The organism is Rhizobium sp. CF142, assembly GCF_000281145.1.
GTDB lineage: Bacteria > Pseudomonadota > Alphaproteobacteria > Rhizobiales > Rhizobiaceae > Rhizobium.
Map to the genome: position 1 here is coordinate 30,800 of NZ_AJWE01000088.1, position 17,419 is coordinate 48,218.

Sequence of the window (17,419 nt, forward strand, 5' to 3'; positions counted from 1 at the left end):
ATTCGGCCTGCGCCACAATGATCCTCACGGCCGTGCCCGCTGCACTTCGTTCGTGCGGACAGTTGGATTGGTGTTCTTCCTATCTTAGGAGGCCCTTATGCAAAGGCTTCATATTGCAATTCTCGTGAGCGCCGCGGCGATCGCAGCCGCCGAGCTTGTCGGTCCCGCAGAGGCTCAGACGGTCTCCCACAAATCAACCGATACCCATGTGCTCGTCGTGCGACTACCCGATGGTTCGCTCGAACGCATTCGTTACGCCGGCAACCAGCCGCCGCAAATTCGGTTCGACAGTCAGCCGGATTCGGGCTTTTTCGATCCGTTCTGGCCTTCCGCCCCCTTTGCCGATCTGGACCGGATAACCGCGGCGATGGACCACGAAGCTGCTGCGCTGATGCAACAGGCCGACAGTATGATGCAGGCATCGCCTGGAAATCTGACTGATGTCGACCTCAACAGGCTGTCGGCCGGCGTGCAGGGCTATTCGATGGTTTCGACGATGTCCGACAACGGTGTCTGCACCCGTAGCGTCCGTTACTTCAGCCCCGCTGACAGCAAGCCGCATGTCGAGAGCAGCGCGTCAGGGAATTGCTCAGCCGGCAAGGCGGCAGGCGCGCCGGTGCTTGCCAAGGCGCCGCGGCCAGGCCTGAAGCCAAAAACCTCTGGTGTCATCGAGGTCAACGTCCGGCCGCCGGTAACAGATGGCAGGGTATCACAGACAAATCTCCGGCTTGCGAGCGCGGTGAACTGATGGATTACAGCCCGGTGTCGTCAGTTGCACGTCAGACGGCAATCTTGCTCCTGACAGCGTCGGCGATCTCGGTCATGCGGTCGACGGGGGCATGGCCGATGAGCATGAAGGCGTGGGTGGCGTTCGCCCAGTAGACGACATTCATGCCCTTGCGGCCCTCGATATCAGGGGCCTTGGGGCCGCCGTCGGAGGCGACGATGCAGAGCGCCATGGGGCCGGTCTCGGGATCCAGATAGGCGATCTGGGCGAGCGGCTTGCCATCATATTGCAGGATCTGGGCGCGCTTGAAATCGACATCCGGCAGGGCGACCTGCTCTGGCGAGAGTTGCAGGCCGAGGTTGCCGTCCAGACTGGCGAGCTGCGCTGCCTGCACATCTCTGGACGGGACGGGACCGGCGAGCGTCTCCGGCGTATAGAGCGAGATATATTGGGCAACGACGGCGCGCCACTCGCTGTTTTCGTCCTTGCCCGAGAGCCCCGTGCTGAGGCCGATCACGGCGCGGTCGACGGCGATGCCGGCAACGACCGAAGCAGCAAGTGCGCCGAGAAAGCCTCGACGGCTCACGAAGGCAGCCGGTCTTGCAGGCCGGGCGGCGGGAATGGCCGATAGCATGGCTTCGAGCTTTGCCTGCGGAGCGGCATCGAGCAGCGGCGCAAAGACTTGCTTGTAAGGCAGGCTTGCACGCGCCAGGAATTCCAGCCGTTCGGCGACAGCTTCGTCGGCCTCGACCATAGCTTCGATGCGGGCAGCCTCTTCAGGCCCAAGTTCACCATCGATGAAGGCGGTCAGTTCCTCGTTGGAGGGCACTATGTGCTTCGCGCTCATTCAAATCCTCCTGCCGATACGGTTTCGGAGAGCTTCGCGCGGGCGGCTGCCAGCCGGCTCATCACGGTGCCGATCGGAACATCCAGTATGGCGGCGACCTCGCGATAGGAAAGTCCTTCCACATAGGCGAGGAAAACCGCCGATCGCTGCGCGTCGGGCAGCGCATTCACCTGTTTCAAAATCTGGTTCGCCATGACATGCGTTTCGGTGTCATGGGCGCCATCGAAACTCAGCGTATCCTGGGCATCGACGAAGCCCTGCCCCTGGCGGACGCGGCGAGCGCGGATCTCATTCAGCCAGATCGAATGCAGGATCGAAAACAGCCAGCGGTCGAGCCGCGTGCCTGCTACAAACTGATCGGCCCGTTCCAGCGCGCGAACGCAGGTCGCCTGCACGAGATCATCGGCCACATCGCGCTGATGCGAAAGAACGAGGCCATAGCGCCATAGACGGACGAGGTGTTCCGTCAGGCCGCTCCTGATATCCGCTTCGCTCGCGATGGCCGCCTCCGCGCGTATTGGCTGTTTCGGAACCGCCGGCCGGGCCGGCGATTCCGTTCTGGCGCGACTATAGGCAGGAAATGTGGTGTGTGCGACCGACATCCGGAAATACCCTTCAATCAACCTTATCTCTCCCCTGCCTCACGCAAGTGTACAGCTTTGTTTCACGCAATTCCGGACGCAAAACCGCTGCACACTTTGCTCGAATTGCTTTAGATCTTCGACGGATCAAGGATGGCGGCGTTGAGGTCCTGATATTCCTCGCAGCCGGTGCCGCAGATCGCCTTGATGGTGGTCAGCTGGTCCTTAGCGAGATTGAGCTCACCTTTGATGACATAGGCTTCGCCGAGATATTCGCGGACCTTGGCATATTGCGGATCGAGCTTCACCGACTGCAGATAATAGGAGATACCCTCATCCGTGCGGCCGAGCTTGCGCGTGGCGTAACCGCGATAGTTCAGCCATTCGGCATTGTTCTGATCCTTGACGGTGTCGAGCATGGCGAGCGCTTCTTCATAGCGGCCGGCCTTGGCGAGCGAGTAGGCGTAATCGGTACGGTTTTCGTCCGTCACGTTGGCGCTCTGCTGTTTGACGCACTTCTTTGCCTTCTTGTCATAGATCTCGCCCTTCTTGCAGACCGGCATGGTGCTGCTATCGTCGCCGATAGCGAAGACGGGACCGGAAAGGACAGATGCGGCAATGCAGCTGCCGAGCACGAGAGAAGCGATGCGAACAGTCTTGGTCGTCATGGGATAACTCCTCGGAAAATGACGTTGCGAGGAGTGAACACCGCTATTGCCAGCTTTATTCGGTGAGCTCTCGCGTTTTTTCGATCACTGCTTCGTGAAGAGTAGCGTACTGAATAAACCTTCGCGCCCGCGTGTTTTCCGCTCGTTCCGCCGGGAACGACAAGGAGCATACCGTGACTCAATCCGTCAGACTTTTAAGTCTCGCCACTGCAGTGCCTGACCATATCATCACCCAGAGCCAAGCCGCCGAGGCCTCCGCGCGCCTCTTTGCCGACCGTTTCAAGGAATTCCGCCACCTCGCGCGCGTGTTCGACAATGCCGGTATCGGAAAGCGGCATGCCGCCCGTCCCCTCTCCTGGTTTGAAGAGACGCATGGCTGGCAGGACAGGATGGAGGCCTATGAAGAGGTCGCCAGTTCGCTGTTCGTCGCGACGGCAACGCGCGCGCTTGGTCAGGCCGGGCTGACGGCTGATCAGGTTGATTGCGTGGTAACGGTTTCCTCCACCGGCATCACCACGCCGAGCCTCGATGCGCGGCTCGCCGGCCAGCTCGGCTTTCGCGCGGATATCGAGCGTGTGCCCGTTTTCGGGCTTGGCTGCGCTGCCGGCGTTTCCGGCTTTGGCATCGCCTCGCGGCTGGCGCGCAGCCGCCCGGGTGCCGTGGTGCTCTTCGTCGCCATCGAGCTCTGCACGCTGGCCTTCCGTCTGGATGAGCTGACGAAACCGAATATCATCGCCACCGCCCTCTTCGGTGACGGGGCGGCAGCCTGCGTGCTACGCGCCGGCCAAGGCGGTATGGCGGAAGTGGAATCGGCGGGCGATCACCTGTTTCCCGATACGCTCGACATCATGGGCTGGAAGATCGATGAAACCGGGCTCGGCATCCTGCTGGCGCAATCGCTGCCGCCCTTTGCGGAAAGGGAGCTCGGCCCGGCGATCGACGGCATCCTGGCGCGGAGCCGGCTCAAGCGTGGTGATATCGACCGTTTCATCTGCCATCCCGGCGGCACGAAGGTGCTGGCGGCAATGGAGAACACGCTTTCCATGGTGCCTGATACGCTCGACATCGAGCGGTCGGTGCTTGCAGACTACGGCAATATGTCCTCGCCGACAGTGCTCTTCGTTCTGGAGCGCGCAATCAGCAGAGGCCTGCCGGACCGGGCGGCGATGATCGCCATGGGGCCGGGCTTTACGGCAAGCTGCGTGACATTGCGGAGGGTCGCATGATGTGGCCTTCCATCGCATTGCTGACCTTCGTGACCGCCCAGCGGCTCTCGGAACTGGTTATCGCGCGCCGCAACACGATGGCGCTGTTTGCAAGGGGGGGGTGCGAGATCGCGCCCGATCATTACCCCTACATGGTGGCGCTCCATACGGGCTGGCTCGCCGGGCTATGGATGCTGGCGACGGGACAGCCAGTTCAGCTCTTCTGGTTCGGTCTTTTCATGCTGCTGCAGGTGCTGCGGCTATGGGTGCTGACCACACTTGGGGAGCGCTGGACGACGCGTATCATCATTCTGCCCGGTGCGCCGCTCGTGACAAGCGGCCCCTATCGCTTCTTCAAACATCCGAACTATGTGATCGTCATCGGCGAGATCGCCGCCCTGCCGCTTGCCTTCGGCATGCCGCTTTATGCGCTCGTCTTTTCGCTCCTCAATGCCGTCATTCTGACTGTTCGCATCAGGGCCGAAAATGCCGCACTCAAAAGCGCAATGATTTTGAAATGAAATGCGATTTTTCGTTTGCGCCGCAGCATTGAGATGGGCATTTTAGGGCCTAAAACATAGCGGAATGCAGGGGAAAATGACGAAAAACGCAATCGTGCTCGGCGCCGGCATCGTCGGGGTTTCGACGGCTATTCATCTTCAACGCCGCGGCTGGCAGGTTACACTCATCGACCGCAAGGAGCCGGGTAACGAAACCTCCTTCGGCAATGCCGGCCTGATCCAGCGCGAAGGCGTCATGCCCTACGGTTTTCCCCAGCAGCTCAGCCTGTTGCTGCGCTATGCGCTGAACAATCGCATCGATGCGCATTATCACCTGAAGGCGCTGCCGAGCCAGCTCACCTTCCTCGCCCGCTACTGGTGGAACTCCAATCCGAAGCGGCACGAGATGATCACCAAGGCCTATGCGCCGCTGATCGAGAATTCGATCACCGAGCACAAGGACCTGATCGAGGCATCACATGCCGAAGCGCTGATCCGCAGGGATGGCTGGATGAAGATATTCCGCACCGAGGCCAAGCGTGACGAGGCCTTTGTGGAAGCTGCCCTCTGGAAGGATCAGTTCGGTGTCAGCTATGAGAGCCTGAATTCGGCCGATATCGCTCGACTGGAGCCCAATATTACCGGGGATTTCGTCGGTGGCCTGCGCTGGATCGATCCCTGGTCGGTTCTCGATCCGCATGCACTGACGCGTGCCTATCGCAGCTATTTCGAAAGCCTCGGCGGCCGGTTCGTGACCGGCGATGCGGCATCGCTCGGGCCGGCCGGATCCGGCTGGAAGATCATGACGTCGGAGGGGTCGCTGGAGGCTGACGATGCCGTGCTCGCGCTCGGCCCCTGGGCGGCTGTCGCCACCCGCCGGCTCGGCTATTCTTTCCCGCTCGGCGTCAAGCGCGGCTATCACATGCATTATGGCGTCAAGGGCAATGCAGTGCTCAACAACTGGACGCTCGATTCCGAGCGCGGCTATTTCCTGGCGCCGATGAACAAGGGCGTGCGCCTGACGACAGGTGCGGAATTCGCAACGCTCGATGCGCCAAAGACGCCGGTGCAGCTCGACCGGGCCGAAGCTGTAGCGCGCACGATATTCCCGCTGGGAGAAAGGCTCGATCCGGAACCGTGGATGGGCGCCCGCCCCTGCACGCCCGACATGATGCCGATCATAGGCAAGGCGCCGCGGCATCAGGGCCTGTGGTTTGCCTTCGGCCATGCCCATCATGGGCTGACGCTCGGGCCGGTGACCGGACGAGTGCTCGCGGAACTGATGAGCGGTGAGACGCCGTTCATCAATATCTCGGCCTATTCGCCCAACAGGTTCAATCCGTAACGCCAAGAGCGGCGAGAGCCTTCAGAGCTTTCGCCGCGATATCGTCGATCGTGTCGTCGATATCGACGGTGACGACGCCTTCTTCGCCGGTCGGCACTTCCAGCGTCTGCAGCTGGCTTTCCAGGAGCGAGGTCGGCATGAAATGACCCTTGCGGTGACCCATGCGCTCCGTCAGCAGTTCTTTCGAACCTTCGAGATAGACGAAATAGAGATTGCCGCCGGTAGCGGCTCGCAGGCGGTCGCGGTAGCTGCGCTTCAGCGCCGAGCAGGAGACGATGATGCCCTCGCCCTTGGTAAGCGACGCCTTCATCTCCTTGCCGATCCGGTCGAGCCAGGGCACGCGGTCCTCATCGGAAAGCGGAATGCCCCTCGACATTTTCTCGACATTGGCGGCGGGATGCAGCGCATCGCCTTCGACAAACGACAGGCCGAGGCCTGCCGCTATCTTTTCGCCGATCGAAGATTTGCCGGAACCGCTGACGCCCATGACGATGATTGCATGGAGAGTTCCGTTATTCTCGGTCATCGCTCATCTCGGTCATCGTTGCAGCGTGAGACATCTGCGGCCTTACTGGGCCGCAGAGACGGCAGCGGCCTTGCGTGCAAGACGTGCCTTGATCGTATCGACATCCGCCCGCGGGGTCGCCGCAAAAAGGGTCTTGGTATAGTTGTGCTGCGGATCGCTGAAAACCTGCTCCCGCGTGCCATATTCGACCGCCTCGCCGAAATACATCACCATGACCTCGTCTGCCATATAACGAACGACCGAGAGGTCGTGGCTGATGAAGACATAGGTCAGGTTCAACTCGTCCTGCAGGTCTGCGAGAAGGTTGAGCACCTGCGCCTGCACCGACAGATCGAGTGCGGAGACCGGTTCATCGAGAACCAGGAGCCGCGGGTTCAGCATCAGCGCACGGGCAATGGCGATACGCTGGCGCTGGCCGCCCGAGAACATGTGCGGGTAGCGGTTGAAATGAACGTCCTGCAGGCCGACCTTTTTCAGCATCGCCATCGCCAGGTCGCGCCGCTCGGAAGCCGGCGTATTGGTGTTGATGATCAGCGGTTCCATCAGAATGTCGCCGATCTTCTTGCGCGGATTCAGCGATCCGTAGGGATTCTGGAAAACGATCTGGACCTTCCGTCGAATTTCCGGCGTCAGATCACCCTGGAAGATATCGACCTTCTTGCCGTCGATGAAGAGTTCGCCCGACGTGGCCGGGTCGATCATCGTCACGATGCGGGCCAGCGTCGACTTACCGCAGCCGCTTTCGCCGACGATCGCCAGCGTCTTGCCTTGCTCGACGCTGAAGCTCACGCCCTTGACCGCATGGACCGTCCTCGCCTTCTTGAAGAGGCCGCCCGGCAGATAATAGTCGCGAACGATGTTCTTTCCTTCGAGAACTGGCGTCATCAGGCCGCTCCCTCCACAGTCTTGTTCGGATTGAAAAGCTCGCCGATGGTCGGCAGCCGGTCGCCAGTCGCATTATCAGGAAGGGCGGCGAGCAGTGCCCGCGTGTAATCGCTCTTCGGCGCTTCGAAGAGCGAGAGCACGTCGGCCTCTTCCATCTTGCGACCCTTGTACTGGACGATCACCCGGTCTGCCGTCTCGGCAACCACGCCCATATTGTGCGTGATAATGATCAGGCCCATGCGATGCTCCGTCTGCAGGCGCATCAGAAGATCGAGGATCTGCTTCTGGATGGTCACGTCGAGCGCCGTGGTCGGCTCGTCGGCGATCAGGAGCTTCGGGTTGCAGGCAATCGCGATGGCAATCATGACGCGCTGGCACTGACCGCCCGACATCTGATGCGGGAAGTGGCCGAGTCGTTCGGCGGGATCGGGAATGCCGACCGCCTGGAAAAGCTCAATCGCGTGCTTGCGCCGCGCCGCCTTGTCGAGACCGAGGTGAATTCTCAGCACTTCTTCGATCTGGAAGCCGACGGTGAAGCAGGGATTGAGGCTGGCGATCGGTTCCTGGAAGATCATCGACATATCCTTACCGATGATCTCACGTCGCTTGGCACCGGACATGCCAAGCAGGTTCTGGCCGTCGAAGACCATCTTGTCGGCCGTCACCTTTGCCGTCCAGGGCAGAAGGCCCATGGCAGCCAGCATCGAAACCGACTTGCCTGAGCCGGACTCGCCGACGATCGCCAGAACTTCGCCCGCATCGACCTTCAACGAAACGCCGTCGACGGCGCGGAAAGGTCCGGTCGAAGTCTGAAACTCAACGACGAGATTTTCAATTTCGAGAAGCGCCATCTCAGGACCTCTTCATCTTGGGATCGAGCGCATCACGCAGGCCGTCGCCCATCAGGTTGATGGCGAGAACGGTGATCAGGATCGCAAGACCCGGAAATGTAACGACCCACCAGGCGCGCGATATGAACTCGCGGGATTCGGCAAGCATCGTACCCCATTCAGGTGTCGGCGGCTGGGCGCCCATGCCGAGGAAGCCGAGAGCGGCTGCATCGAGGATCGCGGCGGAGAAGGCGAGTGTTGCCTGGACGATAAGCGGTCCGAGGCAGTTCGGCAGGATCGTCTTGAACATCAGCCGGAAGGTGCCGGCACCCGCGACGCGGGACGCTACCACATATTCCTTCTCACGCTCGCCCATCACGGCGGCGCGCGTCAGGCGCACGAAATGCGGCTGGTTGACGATCGAGATCGCGATCATGGCGTTGAGCAGGCCGGGACCGAGAACCGCAACGAGCACGAGGGCCAGAAGCAGCGACGGGAAGGCCAGGATGATATCCATGAGGCGCATGATGACGATGTCGACACGACCGCGGAAATAACCGGCGACGAGGCCGATCAAGACGCCCGAGATCACCGACAACGTCACGACGACGACGCCGATGAACAGCGAGAAACGCGCGCCGAAGATCAGACGCGAGAAAATATCGCGCCCGACGGCATCCGTTCCGAGCGGATAGGAGGCGCTGCCGCCATCCATCCAGAAGGGAACGGAGAGCAGAAGCTGGCGGTTTTGCTCATTCGGCGCATGCGGTGAAACGAGCGGCGCGAAAATCGCCATGAGAAGGACGATGACGAAGACGAAGAGGCCGATGACGGCGCCCTTGTTTCGCGAGAAGTAGTACCAGAATTCCGTCAATGCGGAGGGCTGGTCGGATTTTGCAGTAGCCATGCTCATGGACCGCTCCTAGTGCCTGATACGCGGGTTGACGAAGCCGTAGGTCAGGTCGACGAGCAGGTTCACCAGCATGATAATGCCGGCGATCATCAGAAGACCGCCCTGGACGACAGCATAGTCGCGTTTGAAGACAGCATCGACCATCCACTTGCCGATGCCCGGCCAGGAGAAGATCGTTTCGGTAAGAATAGCGCCCGCAAGCAGCACGCCGACCTGCAGGCCGATCGTCGTGATGACCGGGATCATGGCGTTTCGGAGCGCATGAACGCCAACAACACGTAAGGGTGCGAGACCCTTGGAGCGGGCGGTGCGCACATAATCCTCGCCCAGCACTTCGAGCATTGCCGAGCGCGTCTGGCGGGCGATAACCGCAAGCGGAATGGTAGCAAGCACCACGGTCGGCAGGATGAGATAGCTGACGGCCGAGGCGAAGGCGCCCTTCTGGCCGGAGAGCAAACTGTCGATCAGCATGAAGCCGGTGACAGGTTTGAAGAAATACATCAGCGAGATGCGGCCGGAGACGGGCGTCCAGCCGAGATAGCCGGAGAAGAAGATGATAAGCAGCAGGCCCCACCAGAAGATCGGCATCGAATAGCCGATAAGGGCAACGCCCATCACGCTCTGATCAAACCATGTTCCACGCTTGACGGCAGCGAAGACGCCGGCCGGCACGCCGAGAAGGATTGCCACCAGGATGGCGCAGAGCGAAAGCTCAAGCGTTGCCGGGAAGAGCGTGAAGAATTCGCCGAGGACCGCACGTTTGGTGACGATCGAGGTACCGAGATCGCCGTGCAGCACTTTTCCGAGATAATCGAAATACTGCACGTACATGGGCCGGTCGAAACCGAGATCGTGCATGATCTGGGCGTGACGTTCGGGTGCCATGGTTCGTTCGCCCGACAACAGCATGACGGGATCGCCAGGAAGCAGGCGGATGAACGAGAAGGCAATGAGCGAAACGCCGAGGAAGGTCGGTATCAGGACTGCGAGGCGCCCGATGAGAAATCGCAACATAGCAGGTTGTCCAATAGTTTCCGGCGGTCAGGTGGAGACCTGACCGCCGGTCGAGCCCGGTTTCAGCCGGGCAGTTTATCATTTTTCTTATTCGGCGATATCAACGCCGTCGAAGCGGTGGATGCCGAGCGGATCCATATGGAAGCCCGATACCTTCTTGCTGACCGGGACGAAGACCAGCGAGTGGTCGAGCGGAGCCCAGGGAGCTTCCTTCTTGAAGATTTCCTGTGCTTCTTCGTAGAACTTCGTGCGGGCAGCAACGTCAGCCGTTTCCTTGGCCTTCGTCATCAGAGCGTCGTAGTCCTTGTTGCACCACTGAGCGCGGTTGTTGCCGCCGACAGCGTCGCAGCCGAGCAGGGTGTCCATGAAGTTATCAGGGTCGCCGTTGTCGCCGGTCCAGCCGAGGATGACGGCGCCATCACGCTTCACGTCGGAGGAGAGCTTCAGGTATTCAGCCCATTCATGGGTGACGATCTCGACCTTTACGCCGGCCTTGGCAAAGTCTGCCTGGATCAGTTCGGCGGCGCGGCGAGCGTTCAGCATGTAGGGACGCGAAACCGGCATTGCCCAGACCTTCATCGACAGGTCCTTGACGCCAGCGGCTTCAAGGGCCTTCTTGGCGGCTTCCGGATCGTACTTGTCGTCCTGAATCTTGTCGTTATAGGACCACATGGTCGGCGGGATCGGGTTCTTGGCAACCTGGGCAGCGCCCTGGAAGACGGCGTCGATGATCGCCTGCTTGTTGATCGCCATGTTCAGCGCACGGCGGACTTCCGGCTTGTCGAACGGAGCCTGCTGGGTGTTGTAGGCGAGGAAGCCGACGTTCAGGCCAGCCTGTTCCATGACCGTGAGGTTCTTATCCTTCTTGAGCTCGGCAACGTCAGCAGCGTTCGGGTACGGGACGAGGTGGCATTCGCCAGCCTTCAACTTCTGGGCGCGGACAGCGGCGTCCGGGGTGATCGCGAAAACGAGATCGTCGATCTTTTCCTTGCCCTTGAAGTAGGTTTCGTTGGCCTTGTAGCGGATGACGGCATCCGTCTGGTAGGCAACGAAGGTGAACGGGCCGGTGCCGAGCGGCTGCTGGTTCAACTGGGCCATCTTGCCGTCAGCGGCGAGCTTGTCGGCATATTCCTTGGAAACGACGGATGCAAAGTCCATCGCGAGGTCGGCCAGGAACGGAGCTTCCGGATGGTTCAGCGTGAACTTGACCGTCAGATCGTCGACCTTCTCGACCGACTTGATGAGATCAGGGAAGCCCATGCCGGCAGCATATTCGTAGGAACCGCCTTCGACATACTTGTTCCACGGATTGTCCGACTTGATCTGGCGCTCGAACGAGAAAACCACGTCATCAGCGGTCAGATCACGCGAGGGGGTGAAGAAATCGGTCGTCTGGAACTTCACGCCGGGATGCAGCTTGAAGGTATATTCCTTGCCGTCGGGCGAAACCGTCCAGCTGTCAGCAACACCCGGCTCGATCTCCGTACCGCCGTGCTTGAATTCAACGAGGCGGCTGTAAACCGTACGCGAAGACGCGTCGAAGGTCGTGCCTGCCGTGTAGAGGCTTGGATCGAAGCCTTCCGGCGATCCTTCGGCGCAATAGACAAGCGTCTTGGAATACGCGGCGGTGGCCATGACCGAAGCCAGGGCTGTCGCTGCGAGCAGGACAGAGAACTTTTTCATGATATCGTTTCCCAGGTTTGTTCTTTTTTGATCTTTAGAGATCGGGCGCTCATTACCCCGATCAGCGGGCCGATGGAACGATATTTATTTGCTGAACGCAACGGCATCCGCAGAAAATTTTTCCAGAAAAGCAATTTTAGAAATTTTCGGTCAAAAATAGGCCAAAATTTGTAAGATTGAGGCACGTTCAACCGCATTTTTGTCGCTTTTGGTACAATTTGGCGTCGCGGAAGGTGTTGAGAACGGTTTCAGCGGGCTCTGATATATCAACAATCCGTGCGTGCAAATGAAAAACCACGGCTATCGAAAACAGCCGTGGTTCATGACGATATCGGAATATTAAAGTATCAGGCGGCCGGTGCCGGAATGACGGGCTTGCGATAGTGCTGTTCGCCGGTGAGGCCGAGCAGGAAGTTGATCTGCGGCCGCGCCTTTACCAAGTCATCGATCGAATATTCGGTCAGCACGTCGAAGAAGGCGTTCAGCGCCTTGCGCAGCGCCGAATTCAGGCCGCAGCTATCGACCAGCGGGCACTCGACCACACCGTCTTCGAAGCATTCCGCCATGGCGAAGCTGTCTTCGGTGACCCTTACCACGTCGAAAAGGCTGATATCGGCCGCCGGCTTGCCAAGGCGCACACCGCCGTTGCGGCCGCGCACCGTCTCGACAAGGCCTGCCTTGTTGAGAGGCTGCAGAATCTTGAAAAGGAAGAGCTCGGAAACACCGTATGCTCTGGCAATCTCCGGAATCCGGCTCAAATGTCCTTCATTGGCTGCACAATACATCAACATGCGAACCGCATAGTTGGTCTGCTTCGTCAACCGCATGCCGATCTCCTGAATCGTTTGTAAACCGTATATAGTGGCTTTCACAGTTTTGAACAATTCCAAAATATGAAATTCACATTCACGTTTCCCGCGACTGCTCGCCGCAGCGTTTAAAACGAAAACGGGCCCTTCTCGGGCCCGTTTCCAAAATGGGGAAGGTTATCTGGATCACTTCATCGTCGGCATGACGAATTCAGCATCACCCTTGATGCCCGAGGGCCAGCGGGCCGTGATGGTCTTGGTCCGGGTCCAGAACTTGATGGAATCCGTGCCATGCTGGTTGAGGTCGCCGAAGCTCGAAGCCTTCCAGCCGCCGAAGGAGTGGTAGGCGAGCGGCACCGGGATCGGAACATTGATGCCGATCATGCCGATATTGATGCGGGAGGCGAAGTCGCGGGCGGCGTCACCGTCACGGGTGTAGATCGCGACACCGTTGCCGTATTCGTGCTTCATCGGCAGGGAGAGCGCTTCTTCATAGTTATGGGCGCGAACGACTGACAGAACCGGTCCGAAGATCTCGGTCTTGTAGATTTCCATCTCGGGCGTGACGTTGTCGAACAGGCAGCCGCCGACGAAATAGCCGTTCTCATAGCCCTGCAGCTTGAAATCGCGGCCATCGACGAGAAGCTTTGCGCCTTCTTCGATACCCTTGTTGATCAGTCCCTGGATGCGGTTATAGGCATCCTTGGTGACAACCGGACCCATGTCTGCCTTGTCGTCGGTGTAAGGACCGATACGTAGGGATTCGATCTTCGGGATCAGCTTCTCGACGAGACGGTTTGCGGTTTCCTCGCCGACCGGAACGGCAACCGAGACAGCCATGCAGCGCTCGCCAGCCGAACCGTAGCCGGCGCCCATCAGCGCGTTGACGGCCTGGTCCATATCGGCATCTGGCATGATGATCATGTGGTTCTTGGCGCCGCCGAAGCATTGGGCGCGCTTGCCGTTCATCGCAGCCGTCCCGTAGACGTAGCGGGCAATCGGCGTGGAGCCGACGAAGGAGACGGCGCCGATATCGGGATCGGTGAGGATCGCATCGACGGCCGTCTTGTCGCCGTTGACGACGTTGAGGATGCCTGCCGGCAGACCGGCTTCGATCATCAGTTCGGCGAGACGGATCGGAAGGGATGGATCGCGCTCGGAGGGCTTCAGGATGAAGGCGTTGCCGCAGGCGATCGCCGGGGCAAACATCCACATCGGGATCATGCCCGGGAAGTTGAAAGGCGTGATGCCGGCGCCGATGCCGACGGGCTGGCGGATCGAATACATGTCGATCGCCGGGCCGGCGCCTTCCGTGAATTCACCCTTGGCAAGATGTGGGATACCGCAGACGAATTCGCAGACTTCGAGGCCGCGGATGACATCGCCCTTGGAATCCTCGACCGTTTTGCCGTGTTCGCTGGAGAGCAGGGTCGCAAGCTCATCCATGTGCTGGTTCAGGAGATCGACGAACTTGAAGAAAACACGGGCGCGGCGCTGCGGGTTGGTGGCGGCCCATTTCGGCTGCGCGGCCTTGGCGTTTGCGACAGCGGCGCGAAGTTCTTCGACGCTCGCGAGCGCGACCTTTGCCTGCACTTCGCCTGTCGCCGGATTGAAGACATCGCTGGTACGGCCGCTGGTGCCGGCGACCTTCTTGCCGCCGATGAAATGACCAATCTCACGCATGGGTGTTCCTCCTGATCTCTTTTGGACGGCGCAACAATCGCACTTCAATTTGCACAAATCAATGCGCTGGAATAAGCAACCGTTGTGCGTATATTATAGTTCTATCGCTATAACCGGCGCTCCTGCATCAAAACTGGAACGGCACGCGGACAAGTCAAAGGGAGGTCGAACCGATGAGCTGGAAACCTGTCGTCAGAATGGCGGAACTGGAGATCGATCCGGGCGCAATCGAAACTTATCGCGCGCTGCTTGCCGAGGAAATCGAAGCATCCGTCGCGCTGGAAGATGGTGTCCTTTCCCTGAATGCCGTCTCCATCAGGGATAATCCGAACAAGATCCGTATCCTCGAGGTCTACGCCAACAGGGAAGCATACGAAGCTCATCTGCAGACGCCGCATTTCCTTAAATACAAAACCGAGACATCAGGCATGGTGACAGCGCTGACGCTCATCGACGTCGATCCGATTGCGATGCGCTCAAAGCCATGAACTGGGATGACGTTCGCATTTTCCTGGCCGTCGCCCGCACGGGGCAGATCCTCGCTGCATCGAAGCGGCTGGGGCTCAACCACGCCACGCTGTCGCGCAGGTTGACCTCGCTCGAAGAGGCGCTGAAGACGCGGCTTTTCATCCGGCGCACGAATGGTTGCGAGCTGACCGCCGAAGGCGCAGTCTTTCTTGCCTCGGCCGAGCGGATGGAAACGGAGATGCTTGCAGCGCAGGCCAATCTTGGACACACCGACACGGCAATTGCCGGAACGGTGCGCGTCGGCGCACCCGATGGATTTGGTGTTTCCTTTCTTGCGCCGCGTATGGGCCGGCTGATTGAACGCTATCCGGAGCTGAAGATCCAGCTCGTGCCTGTGCCCCGCTCCTTCTCGCTGTCGCAGCGTGAAGCGGATATCGCCATCACGCTGGAGCGTCCGGAACAGGGACGGCTCGTCTCGTCCAAGCTGACCGACTATACGCTCGGCCTCTACGCGTCGCGGGATTATCTGGCACAGCATGGAAAGCCCGAAGATGTCGATGCTTTGAAGGCCCATCCGCGCATCGGCTATGTCGAAGACCTGATCTTCACTGCTTCCCTGAATTTCTCTGGCGAGGTGATGCGCAGCTGGGATGCGGGCTTCGAGATCTCGACGGCGATCGGCCAGACCGAGGCCGTACGTTCCGGCGCCGGCATCGGCATCCTGCACGACTATATCGCCCGGCAATACCAGGAACTGGTGCGCATCCTGCCGGAGGTTTCCATCCGCCGCGCCTACTGGACGACCTACCACGAAAGCGCGCGAGATCTGGTGCGCGTGCGCAGTGTTATCGATTTCCTGCAGGAACTCGTCGACGAGGAAAAGCAGATCTTCCTCTAGCGATCAAAGAGATGCTTCAGGATCTCGATCCCGATCATTTATCATGCCTGACGGCTTCGGCTGCGCGTACCGGCATGCTGTCGATGATGGCGAAAAGTTCGTCCGATGTGATCGGCTCACTGGCCTTCAGCTTCACGGTGCCATCCTTGCCAAGCAGGAAGGCGGCAAATTCGCCTGCGTCAGGCATGTCCAGCTCCTGCCGGAGCGCCTCGCCGTCCAGCCCGTCGCCGCTTCCAAAGAGCGGCTTTATGCTCGATCCGGCAAGCTTGAGAATGACCATATCCCGCTCCTCAAGAGCGGCGCGATCGGCAAGCAGTTGGTTTTCCTGGCGGGCTGCGCGGAAATTGTCCTGGTCGGCAATCACAATGAAGACGCGGTTCTTCCACTGGAACTGTTCGAGACTGGCGACAGCCGCGTAGGCCGCATTCGTCTCATCGATCTTCGTTGCGCTGTAAAGAAGGGTCTTGGACATACACATACTCCCGTCGACCGTTGAACGGCGCGGGAGCGCAAGAGTTCCAATCATGTTCCTTAAAAGGGGACGACGGCCGATCAGAAAATGCTGATCGGCCTTGTCGCCTCATCAGATATGCAAAAAGGCAGAAACCGGAACCTGCAGTGCTGCAGCAATACGCCTCAGCTTTGCCGGATCGGCGCTTTCACCATTTTCGATTTCGAGGATTTCCCCGTTGGCCAGACCGCAGGTGACTGCGAGGTCTTCAATGCTGTAGCCAACCGCACTGCGTGCGTCCCTAACCGCAGCTGCCACGTCAATCGGGGAAACAGCGGTCGATTCCTCTATATTCTGAACAGAAATGGACATCAAATTCTCCTTAATGCCTCGGTGGACTGTCCCTACCCCCAGGCGGCAAGCCGCCAGCATTTCGCAACGCAACGAAGACATTGGGCAATTGCTGCATCGCACCGCACATAAATAGGTAAACTAATGTTAACGGCAATAGCAAAATGCGAGCAGGCATCATTTTGACATCAAAAAGCGCTGATGCCGTGCATTGCCGAACAGGAAAACCAACTTATGGGAGAGAATGGTACGGTTGGGGGGTCTCGAACCTCCGACCTCAGGTGCCACAAACCTGCGCTCTAACCAACTGAGCTACAACCGCACAATGTCACGCTCGGCGCGACGGGGGTCACATACGAGGACTTGAACTTTAATTCAAGCCCCGATTTGCGCTCAATATACAAAAAGGCTGAACGTGCGGTCCAGCCTTTATTGTCTATCGAGCCTGATAGATCAGGCAACCTTGAAGGATGCCATGGCCTTTTCAGCTGCTTCCTTGGAAGGCTTTGCAACCTTTTCGGCAACCTGCTTGGTGGTTTCCTGCAGCGACTTCGCCTGCTCGACGGTCAGTTCGGCCTGCTTACGCAGAAAAGAGGTCTGCAGCTCGAAGAATTCGGCGACAGACTTGACGCCGAGAAGCGCTTCCATGTGGGAGAGCGAGCTTTCGGCATTGACGCGGAGCGCGTCGATTGCCTTGAGGCCGATTTCAACGCTGCCAGCCTGTGCGGTCTGAACCGTTGCTTCAAGCGTCTTGCCGGCTTCTTCGCCTGCAGTCTTCAGCTTGGCATAGGCTTCCTTGGACTGCTGAGCACCCTTTTCGGCGAAGTCACGGAAGGACTCAGCCAGCTTGCTGGGGTCAAAAGAGGCGATTGAAAAAACGTCGTCGGTCTTTATGGTAGCCATCGGATCGTGTTCCTTTAGGATGGGCAGATCTTGTGCCCGCGATAAATCGGATAATTCTTATATAGCGCATCTTATTGTGCATTGCAACATCATTGTGCATCGCACAATACGTTAACCTTCCCGGCCGAAAGC

General features: G+C 59.3%; 20 protein-coding genes and 1 tRNA gene. 6 read left to right on the plus strand and 15 right to left on the minus strand.

What is annotated here, in order from left to right:
* Positions 1-97: 97 nt before the first annotated feature.
* A complete protein-coding gene (locus PMI11_RS16990; RefSeq protein ID WP_007819255.1) occupies positions 98-748 on the plus strand; it encodes a hypothetical protein in 651 nt (216 codons plus the stop codon).
* 31 nt (positions 749-779) lie between these two features.
* Here the strand turns inward: PMI11_RS16990 and PMI11_RS16995 are convergent, their stop codons facing one another.
* The 3 genes from PMI11_RS16995 to PMI11_RS17005 form a co-directional block, all read right to left on the minus strand.
* Positions 780-1,574, minus strand: coding sequence for an anti-sigma factor family protein (locus PMI11_RS16995; protein ID WP_007819257.1), 795 nt, complete (start codon positions 1,572-1,574; stop codon positions 780-782).
* Positions 1,571-2,176 (minus strand): RNA polymerase sigma factor, encoded by a 606-nt coding sequence (locus PMI11_RS17000; protein ID WP_037071583.1) that lies wholly within the window; start codon positions 2,174-2,176, stop codon positions 1,571-1,573. The genes PMI11_RS16995 and PMI11_RS17000 overlap by 4 nt, the downstream gene beginning before the upstream one ends.
* Before the next feature lie 110 nt (positions 2,177-2,286).
* Positions 2,287-2,823, minus strand: coding sequence for a tetratricopeptide repeat protein (locus PMI11_RS17005; protein ID WP_007819264.1), 537 nt, complete (start codon positions 2,821-2,823; stop codon positions 2,287-2,289).
* 173 nt (positions 2,824-2,996) lie between these two features.
* Here PMI11_RS17005 and PMI11_RS17010 point away from each other — a divergent pair, with 173 nt between their 5' ends.
* The 3 genes from PMI11_RS17010 to PMI11_RS17020 all read left to right on the plus strand — a co-directional run bounded on the left by PMI11_RS17010 (position 2,997) and on the right by PMI11_RS17020 (position 5,873).
* Positions 2,997-4,049 (plus strand): type III polyketide synthase, encoded by a 1,053-nt coding sequence (locus PMI11_RS17010; protein WP_007819265.1) that lies wholly within the window; start codon positions 2,997-2,999, stop codon positions 4,047-4,049.
* A complete protein-coding gene (locus PMI11_RS17015; RefSeq protein ID WP_007819267.1) occupies positions 4,046-4,549 on the plus strand; it encodes an isoprenylcysteine carboxyl methyltransferase family protein in 504 nt (167 codons plus the stop codon). Before PMI11_RS17010 ends, PMI11_RS17015 begins: the two co-directional genes overlap by 4 nt.
* Before the next feature lie 76 nt (positions 4,550-4,625).
* Complete coding sequence (locus PMI11_RS17020; RefSeq protein WP_007819269.1) at positions 4,626-5,873, plus strand: NAD(P)/FAD-dependent oxidoreductase; 1,248 nt, start codon at positions 4,626-4,628, stop codon at positions 5,871-5,873.
* Here PMI11_RS17020 and PMI11_RS17025 read toward each other — a convergent pair.
* The 8 genes from PMI11_RS17025 to PMI11_RS17060 all read right to left on the minus strand — a co-directional run bounded on the left by PMI11_RS17025 (position 5,863) and on the right by PMI11_RS17060 (position 14,216).
* Positions 5,863-6,399, minus strand: a complete 537-nt coding sequence (locus PMI11_RS17025; protein ID WP_007819271.1) for a gluconokinase — start codon at positions 6,397-6,399, stop codon at positions 5,863-5,865. The two genes, PMI11_RS17020 and PMI11_RS17025, sit on opposite strands and share 11 nt — an antisense overlap.
* Before the next feature lie 42 nt (positions 6,400-6,441).
* Positions 6,442-7,284 (minus strand): dipeptide ABC transporter ATP-binding protein, encoded by an 843-nt coding sequence (locus tag PMI11_RS17030; protein ID WP_007819273.1) that lies wholly within the window; start codon positions 7,282-7,284, stop codon positions 6,442-6,444.
* Entirely contained in the window at positions 7,284-8,135 is an 852-nt protein-coding gene (locus tag PMI11_RS17035) for an ABC transporter ATP-binding protein (RefSeq protein WP_007819275.1), read from the minus strand. The genes PMI11_RS17030 and PMI11_RS17035 overlap by 1 nt, the downstream gene beginning before the upstream one ends.
* A gap of 1 nt (position 8,136) precedes the next feature.
* The gene (locus PMI11_RS17040) at positions 8,137-9,027 is read right to left on the minus strand and encodes an ABC transporter permease subunit (protein ID WP_007819277.1); all 891 of its coding nucleotides are present in this window, start codon (positions 9,025-9,027) and stop codon (positions 8,137-8,139) included.
* A gap of 9 nt (positions 9,028-9,036) precedes the next feature.
* On the minus strand, positions 9,037-10,041 hold the full coding sequence (locus PMI11_RS17045; RefSeq protein ID WP_007819278.1) for an ABC transporter permease subunit: 1,005 nt from the start codon (positions 10,039-10,041) through the stop codon (positions 9,037-9,039).
* Positions 10,042-10,128: 87 nt separating this feature from the next.
* Entirely contained in the window at positions 10,129-11,724 is a 1,596-nt protein-coding gene (locus tag PMI11_RS17050; RefSeq protein ID WP_007819280.1) for an ABC transporter substrate-binding protein, read from the minus strand.
* A gap of 347 nt (positions 11,725-12,071) precedes the next feature.
* Positions 12,072-12,551, minus strand: a complete 480-nt coding sequence (rirA, locus tag PMI11_RS17055; RefSeq protein ID WP_007819282.1) for an iron-responsive transcriptional regulator RirA — start codon at positions 12,549-12,551, stop codon at positions 12,072-12,074.
* A gap of 168 nt (positions 12,552-12,719) precedes the next feature.
* Positions 12,720-14,216, minus strand: a complete 1,497-nt coding sequence (locus PMI11_RS17060) for a CoA-acylating methylmalonate-semialdehyde dehydrogenase (RefSeq protein WP_007819292.1) — start codon at positions 14,214-14,216, stop codon at positions 12,720-12,722.
* A gap of 173 nt (positions 14,217-14,389) precedes the next feature.
* Here PMI11_RS17060 and PMI11_RS17065 point away from each other — a divergent pair, with 173 nt between their 5' ends.
* Positions 14,390-14,704 (plus strand): putative quinol monooxygenase, encoded by a 315-nt coding sequence (locus PMI11_RS17065; RefSeq protein ID WP_007819294.1) that lies wholly within the window; start codon positions 14,390-14,392, stop codon positions 14,702-14,704.
* The gene (locus PMI11_RS17070) at positions 14,701-15,582 is read left to right on the plus strand and encodes a LysR family transcriptional regulator (RefSeq protein ID WP_007819296.1); all 882 of its coding nucleotides are present in this window, start codon (positions 14,701-14,703) and stop codon (positions 15,580-15,582) included. The genes PMI11_RS17065 and PMI11_RS17070 overlap by 4 nt, the downstream gene beginning before the upstream one ends.
* 34 nt (positions 15,583-15,616) lie before the next feature.
* Here the strand turns inward: PMI11_RS17070 and PMI11_RS17075 are convergent, their stop codons facing one another.
* From PMI11_RS17075 to PMI11_RS17090, 4 genes are all read right to left on the minus strand, one after another.
* The gene (locus tag PMI11_RS17075) at positions 15,617-16,054 is read right to left on the minus strand and encodes a DUF4174 domain-containing protein (protein WP_007819306.1); all 438 of its coding nucleotides are present in this window, start codon (positions 16,052-16,054) and stop codon (positions 15,617-15,619) included.
* Positions 16,055-16,165: 111 nt separating this feature from the next.
* Positions 16,166-16,405: a helix-turn-helix domain-containing protein gene (locus tag PMI11_RS17080; RefSeq protein WP_007819308.1), complete on the minus strand. Its 240-nt coding sequence runs from the start codon at positions 16,403-16,405 to the stop codon at positions 16,166-16,168.
* 224 nt (positions 16,406-16,629) lie between these two features.
* Positions 16,630-16,706, minus strand: a tRNA-His gene (locus tag PMI11_RS17085).
* Positions 16,707-16,837: 131 nt separating this feature from the next.
* A complete protein-coding gene (locus tag PMI11_RS17090) occupies positions 16,838-17,287 on the minus strand; it encodes a phasin (RefSeq protein WP_007819309.1) in 450 nt (149 codons plus the stop codon).
* Positions 17,288-17,419 lie beyond the last annotated feature (132 nt).